Source organism: Pseudonocardia broussonetiae, from assembly GCF_013155125.1.
Taxonomy (GTDB): Bacteria; Actinomycetota; Actinomycetes; order Mycobacteriales; family Pseudonocardiaceae; genus Pseudonocardia; species Pseudonocardia broussonetiae.
Map to the genome: position 1 here is coordinate 3,153,766 of NZ_CP053564.1, position 15,903 is coordinate 3,169,668.

The window sequence follows — 15,903 nt, forward strand, 5'->3', positions numbered from 1 at the left end:
GTCGTCTCCTCCGTCGCGGTCTCCCTCGACGGGCGCATCGACGACGCCACGCCCGCGCGGCTGGTGCTCTCGGGCCCCGAGGACCTCGACCGCGTCGACGACGTGCGCGCCGGCGTCGACGCGATCCTCGTCGGGGCGGGCACCGTCCGCGCCGACGACCCGCGCCTGCTCGTGCGCTCGGCCGCCCGCCGTGACGCGCGGGTCGCCCGCGGGCTCCCGGAGACGCCGCTGCGGGTCGTGCTCTCCCGCGGCGGCCCGCTCGACCCGGCCGCGCGCGTGTTCACCGGCCCCCCGACGCTGGTGCTGACGACGGGCGCGGCGCCGGACGTCCCGGCAGCGGTGGAGACCGTCTCCGACCTCCCCGCGGCGCTCGCGCTGCTGCACGAGCGCGGGGTGCGGCGGCTGCTCGTGGAGGGCGGCGCGGCCGTGCACACCGCGTTCCTCGCGGCCGGGCTCGTCGACGAGCTGCACCTCGCCGTGGCCCCGCTGCTGGTCGGCTCCGGGCCGCCGTTCGTGCACCCCGCCGCGTTCCCCGCCGACCGCTGGCGGCTCGCGGGCGTCGACACCGTCGGCGACGTCGCCGTCCTGCGCCTGCTCCGGGGCCCGGCATGACCGTCCGGGACGACCACCGGCTGCTGCGCCGCGCCGTCGCGCTGGCCGGGCGCTGCCCGCCGTCGGCGACGTTCCGGGTGGGCGCGCTGGTCGTCGCCGCCGACGGCACGACGCTGGCCGAGGGCTGGTCGGGCCGCCGCGACGCCCGCGACCACGCCGAGGAGAGCGCGCTGGCCGAGCTCGCGGGCGACCCGCGCCTGGCCGGGGCCACGATCTACACGTCGCTGGAGCCCTGCAGCACCCGCGCCTCCCGCCCGGCGTCGTGCACCCAGCTGATCCTCGACGCGGGCGTGCCGCGCGTCGTCTACGCCTGGCGCGAGCCCTCCCTGTTCGTCGACTGCGAGGGCGACGAGCTGCTGCGCGCCGCCGGCCGCGAGGTCGTCGAGGTGCCGGAGCTGGCCCGGCTGGTGCGCGCGGCGAACACGCACCTGCCCGGCGTCCGGCCCTGAACCCGCAGGTGATCGGCGCCAGGGCGCCCCGTCGACGGGGTCGCGCTCGTGGAGCCGCTGCGGAGCGCCGGGTGGACGGTCCTGGTGCTGTCGGGGACCTCGGACCGGGTCGGGCTCAGCGGGCCGGGCTCAGCGGGCCGGGCTCGGCGGGCCGCGCTCAGCGGGCCGAGGCGGGGCTGCAGTGGGTGGTCGACATCCCATGATCACCGTATCGGCAGCTTTTCCGGCCGAATGCGGTCGCTCAGCTGCCCAGACGATGATCATGGACGAGCGCCGGCGCATGATCACCAGGAGTGTGCCGTCACGGTCCCGCCGGCGACCGTGACGGCACACGCGCGACGATCACCCCGTTACCTTCTTGATCAAGCCCGATGAGGGCTTGCAGGCCACCGGTCACGGCATGACTTGTCGCCCCTGTCGTCGATGATCTGGGGGGTGTTGTCACCGTGGTCGGAGGGCGCCAACGACCGCTGATAGAGACCTGACCCGCTCGCGTGGTCTGCTCGTAACGTGGCTGCCGGCGCGGGTGCCCGGGTCGGCCTGCCCCAGCGGCTAAGGAGGCGTCGTTGTCGAAGTCCGACAAGATCCCCGAGCACGACTTCACCGTGTTCTGCGGGCTCGACGTAGGCAAATCGGTGCACCACGCCTGCGCGCTGGACCCGACCGGGCAGCGGCTGCACGACAAGCCGCTGCCCAACGACGAGACCGCGCTGGCCGAAATCTTCCAGCAGCTGTCCGTGCACGGACGGGTGCTGGTGGTCGTCGATCAGCCCGCCTCGATCGGTGCCCTGGCCGTCGCGGTCGCCCGGTCACTGGGGATCGAGGTCGCCTACCTGCCCGGGTTGGCGATGCGCCGCATCGCCGACCTGCACCCCGGACAGGGCAAGACCGACGCCCGTGACGCCTACGTCATCGCCGACGCAGCCCGCACCATGCCCCACACCCTGCGCCGGGTCGGCACCGACGACGAGATCCTCGCCGAACTCACCGTGCTCGCCGGCTACGACGACGACCTCGCCGCTCAGTCCACCCGGCTCATCAACCGCCTGCGCGACGCCCTGCTGCACGTCCATCCCGCGCTGGAACGCCTGCTCGGACCCCGTATGGACCGCGGCGGGGTACTCGACCTGCTCGCCGCCGCCCCCACACCCGACGCGCTGCGCCAGCTCGGCGAGGACGGCATCACCGCCGCGATGCGCCCTCGCTCGCCGCGGCTGGCCAAGACCCTGCCCGCGCAGATCCTCGCCGCGCTCGACGCCCAGACCGTCGTCGTCCCCGGCACCACCGCGTTCGGCCGCGTCATCGTCGGCGTCGCCACCCAACTGCGGGAGGTCCGCGCCGAGCGCGACACATTGGCCGCCGAGCTCGAGTCCCGCCTGGAGGCCCACCCTCTTGCCGAGGTCCTGATCTCGATGCCCGGCCTCGGGTTCAGGACCGCCCTCAAGATCCTCACCATCGTCGGGGACGGCGCCGCGTTCCCCACCGCCGGGCACCTCGCCGCCTACGCCGGCCTCGCTCCCGTCACCCGCAGATCCGGGACCTCGATCAAGGGCGAGACCCGCTCCCAGCGCGGGAACCACGCCCTGAAGTCCGCGCTGTTCTTGTCGGCGTTCGCCAGCCTCGCCGACCCGACAAGCCGCGCCTACTACGACCGCAAACGAGCCCAAGGCAAGCGGCACAACGCCGCATTGATCTGCCTCGCCCGCCGCCGCACCGACGTCATCTACGCCATGCTCCGCGACCGCACGCCCTACGCACCGCCAACGTCCTCGGAGCCTCGCCCGGCGCCCGCCGCCGCTTGACAACCCCATAGAGACACCCCCCGACGACCGCCGGACCTGTCGGCGGCTCGCGCGGCCCGGGTCGGCGCCGCGCCGGCCGAGGGCGCCGTGGCCGCGGTGCCCAGGGCCGCGCCGCTCCCGCGGCTGCTGGCGGGAGCGAGCGGCGGCGGGCTAGGAGCGGTCGAACTCCCGCGCCCCGAGCGCCCGGACGATGCCCGCCCGGCCCTCGGTGACCAGGCGGCGCAGCGCAGGCGGGTGCGACTCGTCGGCGAGCCAGGCGTCGGCGGCGTCGACCGTCGCCTGCTCCACGGCCCACGACGGGAACAGCCCGATCACCACGGCCTGCGCGTGCTCGCTCGTGCGGCGCTCCCACACGCCCGCGACCTCGGCGAAGTAGCGCTCCACGTACGGCGCGAGCAGCGCCTTCTGCGTCGGGTGCGCGAACCCGCTGATGATCGACTCGGTGACGGCGTTGGGCAGCGAGTCGTCGTGCACGGCCCGCTGCCAGGCCTCCTCCTTGGCTTCGGCGGTGGGCACCAGCGAGCGGGCCCGCTCGGCCTGCCGCCGGCCTGTCGACGTCGGGTCGGCCGCGAGCTCCTCCTCGATGCGCTCCGGCGCGGCCGCGCCGTGCGCCACCAGCGCCTGCAGCAGGCGCCAGCGCAGGTCGGTGTCGACGGTGAGGCCCTCGGGCACCTCGACGTCGACCAGCCAGCCCGCGAACCCGTCGAGCACCGAGGTGTAGAGCACGCTGCTGGTCAGCGCGTTGACGACGGCGAGCTGGGTGTCGGACCCGCCGCGGGAGGTGTCGAGGCGGAACAGCAGCGCGTCGACCAGCAGGGGCCAGCCGCGCTCGGCCGCCCACCGGTCGTCGGCGTAGGAGGAGACGGCGGTCTGGGCCTGCAGCAGCAGCCGCTGCAGCACGCCGATCTCGGTCTCCCCGCCGAACCCGCCGGCCACCAGCGCCACGAAGTCGCGGGCCTTGAGCTCGGCCTCGCGGGTCATCTCCCAGGCCGCCGACCAGCACAGCGTGCGCGGCAGCGGCTCGGCGATGTCACCGATGCGGTCGATCAGGGTGACCAGCGAGTCGGGGTCCAGGCGCAGCGCGCAGTAGGTGAGGTCGTCGTCGTTGACCAGCACGAGCTTGCCGCGCGGCACGCCGACCAGCTCCGGGACCGGGGTGCGCTCGCCCTCGACGTCGACCTCGACGCGGTGCGTGCGCACCAGCGCGCCCGAGCCGTCGTCGTCGTAGACGCCCACGGCGATGCGGTGCGTGCGCAGCTCTCCGGCGCCGGGGCGGGCGCCGCCCTGCACGACCTCGAAGCGGGCGAACGCGCCCGCGGTGTCGACGTCGAAGGAGGGGCGGAGCATGTTGAGCCCGGTGGTGCGCAGCCACTGCGCGCCCCAGCCCGACAGGTCGCGGCCCGAGGAGTGCTCGAGCGCGCCCAGCAGGTCGTCGAACGTGGCGTTGCCCCAGGCGTGCTTGGTGAAGTAGGCGCGCAGGCCGGCCAGGAACGGCTCCAGCCCGACGTAGGCGACGAGCTGCTTGAGCACGCTCGCGCCCTTGGCGTAGGTGATGCCGTCGAAGTTGACCTCGACCGCCTGCAGGTCGGGGATGTCGGCGGCCACCGGGTGCGTCGAGGGGAGCTGGTCCTGGCGGTAGGCCCAGCTCTTCTCGACGTTGGCGAACGTCGTCCAGGCCTCTGTGTACTCGGTGGCGTCGGCCTGGCACAGGACGCTGGCGAACGTCGCGAACGACTCGTTGAGCCACAGGTCGTCCCACCACGTCATCGTGACGAGGTCGCCGAACCACATGTGCGCCATCTCGTGCAGCACCGTCTCGGCGCGCCGCTCGTAGACCGGGCGCGTGACGCGGGAGCGGAAGACGTAGTCCTCCAGGAACGTGACGGCCCCGGCGTTCTCCATCGCGCCCGCGTTGAACTCCGGGACGAACAGCTGGTCGTACTTGCCGAACGGGTACCGCACCCCGAAGTTGCGGTGGTAGAAGTCGAAGCCCTGCTTGGTCTCGGTGAACAGCCGCTCGTGGTCCATGTGCGGCGCGAGGCTGGCGCGGCAGAAGATGCCCAGCGGGATCCCGTCGTGCTCGTCGCGCCACACCGCGTACGGCCCGGCGACCAGCGCCACCAGGTAGGTGCTCATGATCTCGCTGGTCGTGAACCGGTGGACGGTCGAGCCGCCCGGGCCCTCGGAGGTCTCCTCGACCACCGAGTTGACGACGACCTGCCAGTCGGCGGGCGCGGTGATCGTGAGGGTGTAGCGGGCCTTGAGGTCGGGCTGGTCGAAGCAGGCGAACATGCGCTTGGCGTCGGCCGTCTCGAACTGGGAGTAGAGGTAGACGCTGCCGTCGACGGGGTCGACGAACCGGTGCAGCCCCTCGCCGGTGTGCATGTAGCGGCCCCGCGCCTCGACGCGGAGCTCGTTCTCCTCCGCGAGGCCCGGCAGCGCGATGCCGTCCTCCTCGCGGTAGCCCGAGACGTCGAGCGCCTCGCCGTTCAGCACGGCCGAGCCGACCTCCGCGGCGACCAGGTCGATCCAGCTGTCGGACCCCGGCTCGGCGCAGGTGAAGCGCACGGTCGTGACGGTGGAGAAGGTGTCCTCGCCGGGCTTGCCGCCACCGTCGGTGAGGTCGATCGCGACGGTGTAGTCGGCGACGTCCAGCTGTGCGGCGCGGCGCTCGGCGTCGGATCGGGTCAGGTTCGGCGGAGCCATGCGGGAGTCGACCTTCTCTCGGGGGCAGTGGGCGCCATCCCACCACACGGCTCCGGCCGACGCCCGGGAATCGGTCCGGTCCCGCCGGGGTTGACCCTTCACATGACCACTCCCAGCAAGGTCGACTTCTGGTTCGACCCGCTCTGCCCCTTCGCCTGGATCACCTCGCGCTGGATGCTCGAGGTCGAGAAGGTGCGCGACGTCGAGGTGACCTGGAACGTCATGAGCCTGGCGGTGCTCAACGAGGGCCGCGACCTCCCGGAGGAGTACCAGGAGATGATGAAGAAGGCGTGGGGGCCGGTGCGCGTCGCCATCGCCGCCGCGAAGGAGAAGGGCCCCGACGTCCTGCTCCCGCTCTACACCGCGATGGGCACCCGGATCCACAACCAGGGGATCCAGGACTTCGACGTGGTGATCGCGGAGTCCCTCGCCGAGGTCGGGCTGCCCGAGTCCCTCGCCGACGCCGCCACCAGCACCGAGTACGACGAGGAGCTCAAGGCGAGCCACCACCGCGGCATGGACCCGGTGGGCATGGACGTCGGCACGCCGACGATCCACATCGACGGCGTCGCGTTCTTCGGCCCGGTGCTCACGAAGATCCCGAAGGGCGAGGAGGCCGGCAAGGTCTTCGACGGGGCCGTGCTGCTCGCCGGCTACCCCTACTTCTTCGAGCTGAAGCGGACCCGCAGCGGGGACCTCGACTTCTCCTGATCCACGCCGCCCGCAGGGGCCCCCGCGTGGTCCGGGGCCCCTGCGGGCGAGTGGTTCCTACGAGCGGGCGATGACGACGTCGCGCAGCACGCCCGTCTCCATCTCCATCTCGCGCAGGCGGTGCTTGACCAGGTCGCCGATGCTGACCATGCCCACCAGGCGCCCGGCGTCGACGACGGGCAGGTGGCGGTAGCGGCCCGCCGTCATTTGCGCCATCGCGCGCGCCACCGTCTCCTGCGAGCCGCACGTGCGGACCTTGCTCGTCATCACCTCGGAGACCGGCCGGTCCAGCACCGCCGCCCCCTGCCGCGCGACCGCCCGCACGATGTCGCGCTCGGAGACGATGCCGCGGACGGTGCGGTGCTCGTCGCAGACCAGCACGGCGCCGATGCCGAGGTCGTCGAGGCGTCTGGCCACCTCGGTCACGGTGCGGAACGGCAGGACGGAGTGCACCGTCCGGCCCTTGGTCGCGAGGATGTCGGCAATCTTCATCGCATCTCCCAGCCGCTCGACGTCGTCACCGCCGATGGTCCTCCCGCTCCGGCCCCGGTGAGGAGCCCTCCGGGCGATCTCCCGCCCGCGATCGACCCGGCTGTACCCGGGTGCCGGTATCGGTGCGCCGAACGGTCGTCGCGACGTCACCCGGCCGGGCGTGTGAGGATCGGGGCATGGCATCGAGCGAGGACGTGACCGGGCACTGGATCGGCGGCGAGCGGGTCGCCGGCGGGAGCGAGCGCATCGAGGTGGTCGACCCGGCCACCGGTGAGGTGGTCTCGGCGGTGCCGAAGGGCACCGGCGCGGAGGTCGACCGGGCGGTGACGGCGGCGCAGGCCGCGTTCCGCGAGTGGTCGCAGGTCGACGTGGCCGAGCGGGCCGCCGTCGTCATGCGGATCTCCGAGGGCCTCAAGGCGCGCGGCGCGGAGATCGCGGCCGCGGTGACGTCGGAGATGGGCTCGCCGATCGGGTTCTCCAAGGCCGTGCAGGCCGGGCTCCCCGTGTACACGTCGGCCGGGGTGGCGTCGCTCGCGTCGTCGTTCCCGTGGACCGAGGAGATCGGCAACTCGCTGGTCGTCCGCGAGCCGGTGGGCGTCGTCGGCGCGATCACGCCGTGGAACTACCCGCTGCACCAGGTCGTCGCGAAGGTCGCGCCCGCGCTGCTGGCGGGGTGCACGGTCGTGCTCAAGCCCAGCGAGGTCGCGCCGCTGTCGGCGCAGATCCTGGCCGAGGTGGCGGCCGAGGCCGGGCTGCCCGCGGGTGCGTTCAACATCGTCCACGGCGAGGGCCCGGTCGTCGGCGAGGCGATCGCCGGGCACCCGGGCGTCGACATGGTGTCGTTCACGGGCTCGACCCGCGCCGGCAAGCGCGTCTCGGTGGTCGCGGCCGACACCGTCAAGCGGGTCGCGCTGGAGCTCGGCGGCAAGTCGGCCAACGTGATCCTGGAGGACGCCGACCTCGCCAAGGCGGTCAAGGTCGGGCTGGGCAACGCCTGGATCAACGGCGGGCAGACCTGCACCGCGTGGACGCGCATGCTGGTGCCCGCGTCGCGGCACGACGAGATCGTCGAGATGGCCGTCGCCGCGGCCGCGAAGTACACCGTCGGCGACCCGACGCAGGACACCACCCGCATCGGCCCGATGTCGTCGGCGGCGCAGCAGGAGCGCGTCAACGGCTACATCGAGCGGGGCAGCGCCGACGGCGCCACCGTCGCGTTCAGCGGGGCGGAGGTCGACGGGCCGGGCGCCTACGTGCGCCCGACGATCTTCTCCGGCGTCGCGCCGGACGCCGTCATCGCGCAGGAGGAGATCTTCGGCCCGGTGCTGTCGGTGATCCCGTACGCCGACGAGGAGCAGGCGGTCGAGATCGCGAACAGCACCGTCTACGGCCTCGCGGGCGCGGTGTTCGGCGAGCCCGACCACGCGCTGGCGGTGGCGCGCCGGATGCGGACCGGGCAGGTCGACGTCAACGGGGGCGCGTTCAACCCGCTCGCGCCCTTCGGCGGCTACAAGCAGAGCGGTAACGGGCGTGAACTCGGCCGGTTCGGCCTGGAGGAGTTCCTGGAGATCAAGTCGATCCAGCGCTGACCTGCGACGACGGCCCCCACCGCACCCGGTGGGGGCCGTCGTCGCGTCCGCGGGTCCTGCCGTTCCGGCCCCGCCCGCGGTGCCGCCGTGCCTAGCGTCCGCGCCCATGCCCCGGACCCGTCCGTTCCTGCCGCTGGTCGCCGTCGTCGCGGTGGCCGCGGTGCTCGCCGCGAGCCTGCTCCTGCTCGACCGGCCCCGGCCGCCGCGCGACTGCCTGTTCGGCGTGGTCGGGTGCGCCGGGTCGGGGGCGCTCGCCGTCGCGGGCCGGTCGCTCACGCGGGACGGCGAGCCGTTCTTCTGGCTGGCCGACTCCGCGACCGACCTGCTGGAGGACCTCAACCGCACCGAGGTCACCCGCTACCTCGACGCCCGCGCCGCGCAGGGCTTCACCGTGGTCCGGGCGTCGCTGGACGTCCCGGCCGACCAGTACGGCGACGCCCCGCTCGCCGGCGGGGAGCCCGTCGTCACGGCGGGGGAGGACCCGGCCGACGACGCGGCGTACGACTTCTGGGACCACGCCGAGTTCGTCGTGTCCGAGGCGTCCGCGCGGGGGCTCGTCGTGGCGCTGACCGACGGCGCCGAGCAGGCCGACTTCCTCAGTGAGCGCCTCGCTCCCGCCGGTGACGTCGTGCTGGTGCCGGACGACCCCCGCTTCGCGGTCCTCCCGGGCGAGGGCTGCGCCGACCGCTCCGAGGTGCGGACGCGCGCGTACGAGGCGGGGGAGCCGTTCGTCGACGGGGCGGCGGTGGAGGAGGACCGGCCGGGCTGCGGCCCGTCGTCGACCCCGGGGGAGCGGGCCACGGCGCAGGACGTGCGCCGGGACGCGTGGTCGGCGGTGCTGTCCGGAGCGGCCGGCGCCACCTACGGCCACACCTCCGTCGGGCAGTTCCTCGACGACGGGCGCACGGCCGTCGACGGGGCGCGGGACGACTGGGAGGACGCCCTCGACGCCCCCGGCGCGGAGCAGGTGCGGTGGGTGCGGGCGCTGGTGGAGTCGCGGCCGCGGCTGGAGCCCCTCGACGGCGACGTCCCCGCTGCGCTGGCGGAGGACGGGAGCACGGTCGTCGCGTACACCGAGGGCGGGGACGTCGACCTGGACCTCGGGGCGCTCGACGGCGACACCGGCCGGCCGTGGTGGTTCGACCCGCGGACGGGGGAGGCGACGGAGCTCGACGCGGTGGAGACGGACGGGTCGACGACCTTCAGCCCTCCCGACGAGGAGGACTGGGTGCTCGTGGTGGACGACGAGGGGGCGGGGAGGGGGGCGCCGGGGGACGGTTCCGATGGGGCCGACTCCGAGGTGGACGACTCCGAGGTGGACGAGTCGGAGGACGGTGACTCGGAGGACGCCTCGTCCGAGGACGGCGCCTCGTCCGAGGACGGCGACTCCGAGGAGGACGGTTCCGGGGCCGATTCGGGAGACGAGGGTGCCGGGGACGAGGGTGCCGACTCCGGCGGCTCGGACTCCGCCGGCTCGGACTCCGCCGGCGACGGCGCCGAGAAGGAGAGCGTCGAGGACGGGACCGACGAGTCGCCTGCCGACGAGTCGCCCGCCGAGGAGCCGCTGACCGAGGACCCGCTGACCGGGGACGCGGACGACCCGCTCCAGGACCTGACCGGCGCGGGCGGCCGGGACCCCGGTTCGGAGGACGCGGCCTCCGCCTCGGAGGCCGAGGATGCCGGGGACCCCGCCGCCGAACCCGCCCCTGAACCCGCGCCCGAGCCCGAGCCGGCCGCCGAGCCCGAACCCGCCGCCGAGCCCGAACCGGCGGCCGAGCCGGAGCCCGCCGCGGGAGGCGAGGACTGGGACCGCCTGGCGCAGTGCGAGTCGAGCGGCGACTGGGACATCGACACCGGCAACGGCTACTACGGCGGTCTGCAGTTCGACGAGGGGACCTGGAGCGACTACGGCGGCACCGACTACGCCCCGCGCGCCGACCAGGCCACCCGCGAGCAGCAGATCGACGTCGCCACCCGCGTCCGCGACGACCGCGGCGGCTACGGATCCTGGCCCGGCTGCGCCACCAAACTCGGCCTGCCCCGCTGACCCACCCCCCGAGGCCCCGCACACCAGTTCCGTCGCCCCCACACCGGTTGCAACTGGTGTGCGGGGACCGGAACCGGCGTGCGGCGGTCGCTGCGCACCGGCCCCGGCCGCCCGCGCTCCGTCCCTTCCGCCCGCCCGTCCCCCACGGCCACCTACGCGCCGCCAGCAGCGATGATCAAGGCCGGATGGTCGCCAGTGGATCACGAACCACGACCATCCGCCCTTGATCGCCGCCCTCTGCGCGCCGCCCGGCGAGCAGCCCGGCGAGCAGCCACGACGACCGCGGACGCGGGTGGGGGCCGTGCGGTCGGTGTGTCCAGGATCGCTCGCTACCCTTGCGGGTGATGAATGCGCCCGAGGACCCCCCGACCCGCATCGGCGACCGGTACCGCCTCGAGGAGCGGATCGGTGCCGGGGCCATGGGAGCGGTCTGGCGGGGCACCGACGAGCTGCTCAACCGGCCCGTCGCTCTCAAGGAGCTGCTCGCGGCCGCCTCGCGCGGCAACGGGGCGGAGGGGGCCGAGGAGGCCCGCCAGCGCCTGATGCGGGAGGGCCGGATCGGGGCGCGGCTGCAGCACGCGCACGTCATCAGCATGTTCGACGTCGTCATCCACGAGGACCGGCCGTGGCTGGTCATGGAGTACCTGCCGTCGCAGTCGCTGGCCCAGGTGCTCTCCAGCAAGGGCCCGATGGAGCCGCGCGCCGCGGCCGACATGGGCCGCCAGGTCGCCGACGGCCTCGCCGCCGCGCACCTCGCGGGGGTCGTGCACCGCGACGTCAAGCCGGGCAACGTCCTGATCGGGGAGGACGGGCGGGTCAAGCTCACCGACTTCGGTGTCTCCCGCGCGGTCGACGACGTGCAGCTCACCCGCACCGGCCTCATCGCCGGCACCCCCGCGTTCCTCGCCCCGGAGATCGCGCGCGGCCACGAGCCCGCGGCGCCGTCGGACGTGTTCGCGCTCGGCGCCACGCTCTACGCGGCCGTCGAGGGCATCCCGCCGTTCGGGCTCGACGAGAACGCGTACGCGCTGCTGCACAAGGTCGCCACCGGCGAGGTCGACCCGCCGCAGCAGGCCGGGCCGCTCGCGCCCGTGCTGATGCGGCTGCTGGCCAAGGAGCCCCAGGACCGCCCCACGGCCGCGCAGGCCCGCGACGAGCTCGCCCTCGTCGCGACGGGCAAGGACGGGTACACGGCGACCACCGTGGTCGCCCCGCGCCCGACGGTCCGGACGGCAGCGGTGCTGCCGCCGCGCGGCGCCGAGCCGAACCCGGGCACGGTCGTCGGGTCGGCCGCCGCCGCGCCCGCGGCCCCCGCGCCCGCAGGTCGGCGCCGCCGCCGGGTCGCGGTGCTCGCCGGGGTGCTGGCCGCGCTCGTCGTCGCCGGCGGGATCGTCACGGCGCTGCTGCTCAACCAGTCGGGCGAGACACCGCAGGCGCAGGTCCCGGCCACGCCGACCTCGGAGCCCGCCACGACCACCGAGTCCGCCACGACCACCACGAGCGCGCCGCCGTCCACCACCACACCGACGCCGACGCCCACGCCCAGCAGCACCGAGCCCCCGGCGGCCCCGGTCGACGCGGTGTCGTTCGTGCAGGGCTACTACTCGCTGCTGCCCGGCGACACCGACTCCGCGTGGGCGCTGCTCAGCCCGCAGGCGCAGTCCGCGTCGGGCGGGAAGTCGGGGTTCGACAACTTCTACGGCGGCATGGACTCGGTGACGCTGCAGGACGCGCGCTCGGCCGGCGACGGCGTCGTGGAGGCCACCGTCGTCTTCGACCCGCGCGACGGCGCCACCTCGAGCGAGGCCTACCGGTTCGTCGTCGCCGAGGAGGGCGGCTCGCCCGTCATCCAGTCCTTCGGCCGTCGATGACGTCGAGGTCCGCGTCGAGCAGCGGACCCGACACCCACCGCACCACCTCGTCGACGAACCGCTCCCGGTTCTCGACCCCGCGCACCTCGTGGCCCTCGCCCGGGAACAGCAGCAACCCCGGCGCCCGGCCGCGCTCGCGCAGCGCCGCGACGATCTGCGAGGCCTCGCCGATCGGCACGTTCGTGTCCTCCTCGCCGTGCACGACCAGCAGCGGCGCGGTGATCCGGTCGGCGCGGTGGATGGGGGACAGCTCGCGCAGCAGGGCCGCCTCGGTCGACGGGTCGCCGTACTCGGTGGTGGCCGCCGTCGCGATCCACGGCTCGGTGTCGCGGTAGAAGGTGTGCAGGTCGGACATGCCGCACACGTCGACGCCGACGACGAACAACTCCGGGTACCAGGCCAGCGCGACGAGCGTCAGGTAGCCGCCGTAGGAGCGCCCGCCGACGCCGACGCGCGCGGGGTCGGCGTGCCCGGAGTCGACGAGGAACCGCACCGCGGCGCGCACGTCGGTGATCGACTGGTGCCGCCGCGGCCCGTCGTCGGCCGAGACGAACGCGCGGCCGTACCCGGTCGACCCGCGCACGTTCGGCGCGAACACCGCGATCCCGGCGGCGAGCAGCGCCTGGAACAGCGGCTGGTACACCGGCCGCTCCTGCCACTCCGGCCCGCCGTGCAGCCAGATCAGCACCGGCACCGGGCCGAGCGGGCGCCGCGCCCCGGTGGCGCGGGGCGTGCTCCGCGGCCGGAACAGCCAGCCCGAGAGGGGCAGCCCGTCCTCGGCGGTGAACCGCTCGAGGTCGGGGTCGACGAGCCCGGGCGGCGGGGCGTCGGCCAGCAGCGGCGCCGCGACCCCGCCGGGCCACAGCGGCACGTGCGAGATCCGCGGCGGCACCGTCGGGCCCTCGCTGCCGACCAGCAGCGCGCGGCCGTCCCGGGTGAACGCGACGGAGGTGACGACGTCGCCGGGGGGTGCGGTGAGCGGCTCGGCCCGCCCGGACCGCAGGTCGAGCAGCTCCAGCTCGCTGCGCCCGTCGACGTTCCAGACGAGCGTGAGCCGCGACGCCTCCGGGTCGAGGGCGACGACGTCGAGGTCGGCGTCGTCGCGCGCGGCGATCACGCGGGTGGCCGAGCGGCCGCGCAGGTCGACGGCGAGCAGCACCGGCCGGTCGTGGCCCGCGTCGGTGTGGACGTAGAGGCGGGAGCGGTCGAACCGGGCGTCGGCGACGACGGCGCCGCCGCCGGGCAGCAGCGGGGTGCGCAGGCCCGAGCGCAGGTCGACGAGCTCGAGCTCGCGCGCACCGCGCCGGCCCAGTCGCACGACCGCGCGCTTCCCGTCGCCGCTGATCGCGCAGACGCGGGCGGCGGGGCCGGAGGCGAGGACCGTGGAGGTGCCGTCGCGGACGTCGACGAGGCACGCCTGGCCGTCGCCGTCGTCGCCCAGGATCGTCACACCGAGCCGCCCGCAGCCCTTCGACCAGGACCCGAGCGTGACCGCCCGCGCGGCCGGCGCGATGTCGACGGTGCCGTCGGGCCCGATCAGGCGCACGCGGGTGCGCTCGCCGCCGCCAGGGGCGAGCTGCGCGGCCAGCCACAGGCCGTCGGGCGACCAGCTCAGCGCCTGCACGTCCTCGTCGAACTGCGGCACCGGCCGGGCGGGACCGAGGACGAGCCCGTCGAAGGCACCCGTCCACGCGCGCGGGCGCCCGGAGGCGTCGGAGACCCACGCCAGTGACGCGCCGTCCGGAGCCGTGACGGCGTCGAGGTAGCTGGTGGGGCCGGTGGTGGGCCCGGTGATCTCGGCGATCAGATCCCCCTCTCCTGCAACCACATCTCCAGCAGCGCTACCTGCCACAACGCGTTGGAGCCCAGGTTGGTGCGGGTCGTGTTCGGGTCGGCCAGCATCTCCGCGATCCACTCGGGACGGGCGAGGCCCCTGCGGACGGCCACCGGATCGGTGACGGCGTCGCGGACGCGGTCGAGGAACGGCCCCGACAGGTGCCGGATGGCCGGTACCGGAAAGTACCCCTTGGGGCGGTCGATGATTCCGTCGGGCACGACACCGCGTGCCGCGGACTTCAGGACGCCCTTCCCCCCGAGCGCGAGCTTGTGCTCGGGCGGGCACGCCGCGGCGAGCTCGACGAGCTCGTGGTCGAGGAACGGCACGCGCGCCTCCAGCCCCCACGCCATCGTCATGTTGTCGACGCGCTTGACCGGGTCGTCGACCAGCATGACGGTGGAGTCGATGCGCAGGGCGGCGTCGAGCGTGCTGTCGGCGCCGGGCTCGGCGAAGTGCGCGGCGACGAACGCGCGGCTGGGGTCGTGGTCGAGCAGCCACTGCGGTTGCAGCACCGTGGCCATGTCGCCGTGCGGCCGGTCGGCGAACCCGGCGAGGTAGGCCTCGACGGCGTGCTCGCGCGGCACCTCGGCCAGCGGCGGGTACCAGCTGTAGCCGGCCAGCACCTCGTCGGCGCCCTGCCCGGACTGCACGACCGTGACGTCCTTCGCGACCTCCTCGGACAGCAGGTGGAACGCGACGCAGTCGTGGCTGACCATCGGCTCGGCCATCGCCGCGATCGCGGCGTCGACGGCGGGCAGCATCCGGGCCGGGTCGACGAGGATCTGGCGGTGGTCGGTGGAGAAGTGCTCGGCGACGAGGTCGGAGTAGACGAACTCGTCGCCGGACTCCCCGCCGGCGGCGTGGAACCCGACGCTGAACGTCTTGAGCCCGGTCTGGCCCTCCTCGGCGAGCAGGGCGACGACGAGGGAGGAGTCGAGCCCGCCCGAGAGCAGCACGCCGACCGGGACGTCGGCCACCATCCGCCGGCGCACGGCCAGGCGCAGCGCCTCCAGGGTCGCGTCGGCCCAGTCGCGGGCGTCCATCCCGGCGTCGGCGGGGCGGCGGACGTGCTGGGGGCGCCAGTAGACGTGCTCGGTCGACGACCCGTCGGGCTTCACCGTGCGGACGGTCGCGGGCGGCAGCTTGCGCACCCCGGCCAGGATCGTGAGCGGGGCCGGGACGATGGCGTGGAAGCTCATGTAGTGGTGCAGGGCGACCGGGTCGATCGAGGTGTCGACGTCACCGCCCGCGACCAGCGCCGGCAGCGACGAGGCGAACCGCAGCCGCCCCGGCCCCTCGGCCAGGTACAGCGGCTTGATGCCCAGGCGGTCGCGGCCCAGCACCAGCACGCCGGTGTCGCGCTCGGCCACGGCGAAGGCGAACATCCCCAGGAAGTGCTCGACGCACGCCGCGCCCCAGCGGTGGAACGCCTTGAGCAGGACCTCGGTGTCGGAGTCGGAGAAGAAGCGGTAGCCGTGGCCCTCGAGCTCGACCCGCAGCTCCCGGTAGTTGTAGATGCACCCGTTGAACACCGCGGCCAGCCCCAGCTCGGGGTCGACCATCGGCTGCGACCCGCGCTCGGAGAGATCGATGATCTTCAGGCGGCGGTGGCCGAGCGCGATCGGGCCGCTCGCGTGCACGCCCGAGCCGTCCGGGCCCCGCGGCTCCATGGCCGCGGTGATCCGGGCGACGGCCTCGACGTCCGCCGCACCCCGCCAGCTGATCTCTCCCGCGATACCGCACATGACGACAGCGTCTCCGCCGAATGTTTCCGTCGTGTGAACGGG

Annotated in this window: 11 protein-coding genes; 7 read left to right on the plus strand and 4 right to left on the minus strand. The window is 74.5% G+C overall.

Annotated features, from left to right (window positions below; genetic code table 11):
- The first annotated feature begins 36 nt into the window (after window positions 1-36).
- The 3 genes from HOP40_RS36595 to HOP40_RS15675 all read left to right on the plus strand — a co-directional run bounded on the left by HOP40_RS36595 (window position 37) and on the right by HOP40_RS15675 (window position 2,863).
- Complete coding sequence (locus tag HOP40_RS36595) at window positions 37-612, plus strand: RibD family protein (protein ID WP_338053074.1); 576 nt, start codon at window positions 37-39, stop codon at window positions 610-612.
- Window positions 609-1,061 carry a deaminase gene (locus HOP40_RS36600; protein ID WP_172159247.1) on the plus strand — a complete coding sequence of 151 codons (453 nt, stop codon included), beginning with the start codon at window positions 609-611 and terminating at the stop codon, window positions 1,059-1,061. Before HOP40_RS36595 ends, HOP40_RS36600 begins: the two co-directional genes overlap by 4 nt.
- Window positions 1,062-1,645: 584 nt before the next feature.
- The gene (locus HOP40_RS15675) at window positions 1,646-2,863 is read left to right on the plus strand and encodes an IS110 family RNA-guided transposase (RefSeq protein ID WP_172168428.1); all 1,218 of its coding nucleotides are present in this window, start codon (window positions 1,646-1,648) and stop codon (window positions 2,861-2,863) included.
- 150 nt (window positions 2,864-3,013) lie between these two features.
- Here HOP40_RS15675 and pepN read toward each other — a convergent pair whose 3' ends face one another.
- Complete coding sequence (gene pepN / locus HOP40_RS15680; RefSeq protein WP_172159249.1) at window positions 3,014-5,569, minus strand: aminopeptidase N; 2,556 nt, start codon at window positions 5,567-5,569, stop codon at window positions 3,014-3,016.
- A gap of 102 nt (window positions 5,570-5,671) precedes the next feature.
- Here pepN and HOP40_RS15685 point away from each other — a divergent pair, with 102 nt between their 5' ends.
- On the plus strand, window positions 5,672-6,280 hold the full coding sequence (locus tag HOP40_RS15685; protein WP_172159259.1) for a mycothiol-dependent nitroreductase Rv2466c family protein: 609 nt from the start codon (window positions 5,672-5,674) through the stop codon (window positions 6,278-6,280).
- Window positions 6,281-6,337: 57 nt separating this feature from the next.
- Here HOP40_RS15685 and HOP40_RS15690 read toward each other — a convergent pair whose 3' ends face one another.
- Window positions 6,338-6,772: a CBS domain-containing protein gene (locus HOP40_RS15690; protein WP_172159261.1), complete on the minus strand. Its 435-nt coding sequence runs from the start codon at window positions 6,770-6,772 to the stop codon at window positions 6,338-6,340.
- Window positions 6,773-6,948: 176 nt separating this feature from the next.
- Between HOP40_RS15690 and HOP40_RS15695 the strand changes: the two genes are divergently transcribed.
- The 3 genes from HOP40_RS15695 to HOP40_RS15705 all read left to right on the plus strand — a co-directional run bounded on the left by HOP40_RS15695 (window position 6,949) and on the right by HOP40_RS15705 (window position 12,279).
- Complete coding sequence (locus HOP40_RS15695; RefSeq protein ID WP_172159263.1) at window positions 6,949-8,361, plus strand: aldehyde dehydrogenase family protein; 1,413 nt, start codon at window positions 6,949-6,951, stop codon at window positions 8,359-8,361.
- Window positions 8,362-8,467: 106 nt separating this feature from the next.
- On the plus strand, window positions 8,468-10,408 hold the full coding sequence (locus HOP40_RS15700) for an apiosidase-like domain-containing protein (RefSeq protein ID WP_172159265.1): 1,941 nt from the start codon (window positions 8,468-8,470) through the stop codon (window positions 10,406-10,408).
- A gap of 344 nt (window positions 10,409-10,752) precedes the next feature.
- A complete protein-coding gene (locus HOP40_RS15705) occupies window positions 10,753-12,279 on the plus strand; it encodes a serine/threonine-protein kinase (RefSeq protein ID WP_172159267.1) in 1,527 nt (508 codons plus the stop codon).
- Here the strand turns inward: HOP40_RS15705 and HOP40_RS15710 are convergent.
- Together HOP40_RS15710 and HOP40_RS15715 are read right to left on the minus strand one after the other, a co-directional pair.
- Window positions 12,254-14,107, minus strand: a complete 1,854-nt coding sequence (locus HOP40_RS15710) for a S9 family peptidase (protein WP_172159269.1) — start codon at window positions 14,105-14,107, stop codon at window positions 12,254-12,256. The genes HOP40_RS15705 and HOP40_RS15710 overlap by 26 nt on opposite strands.
- Window positions 14,083-15,861, minus strand: coding sequence for an N-acetylglutaminylglutamine amidotransferase (locus tag HOP40_RS15715; RefSeq protein ID WP_172159271.1), 1,779 nt, complete (start codon window positions 15,859-15,861; stop codon window positions 14,083-14,085). Before HOP40_RS15715 ends, HOP40_RS15710 begins: the two co-directional genes overlap by 25 nt.
- Window positions 15,862-15,903 lie beyond the last annotated feature (42 nt).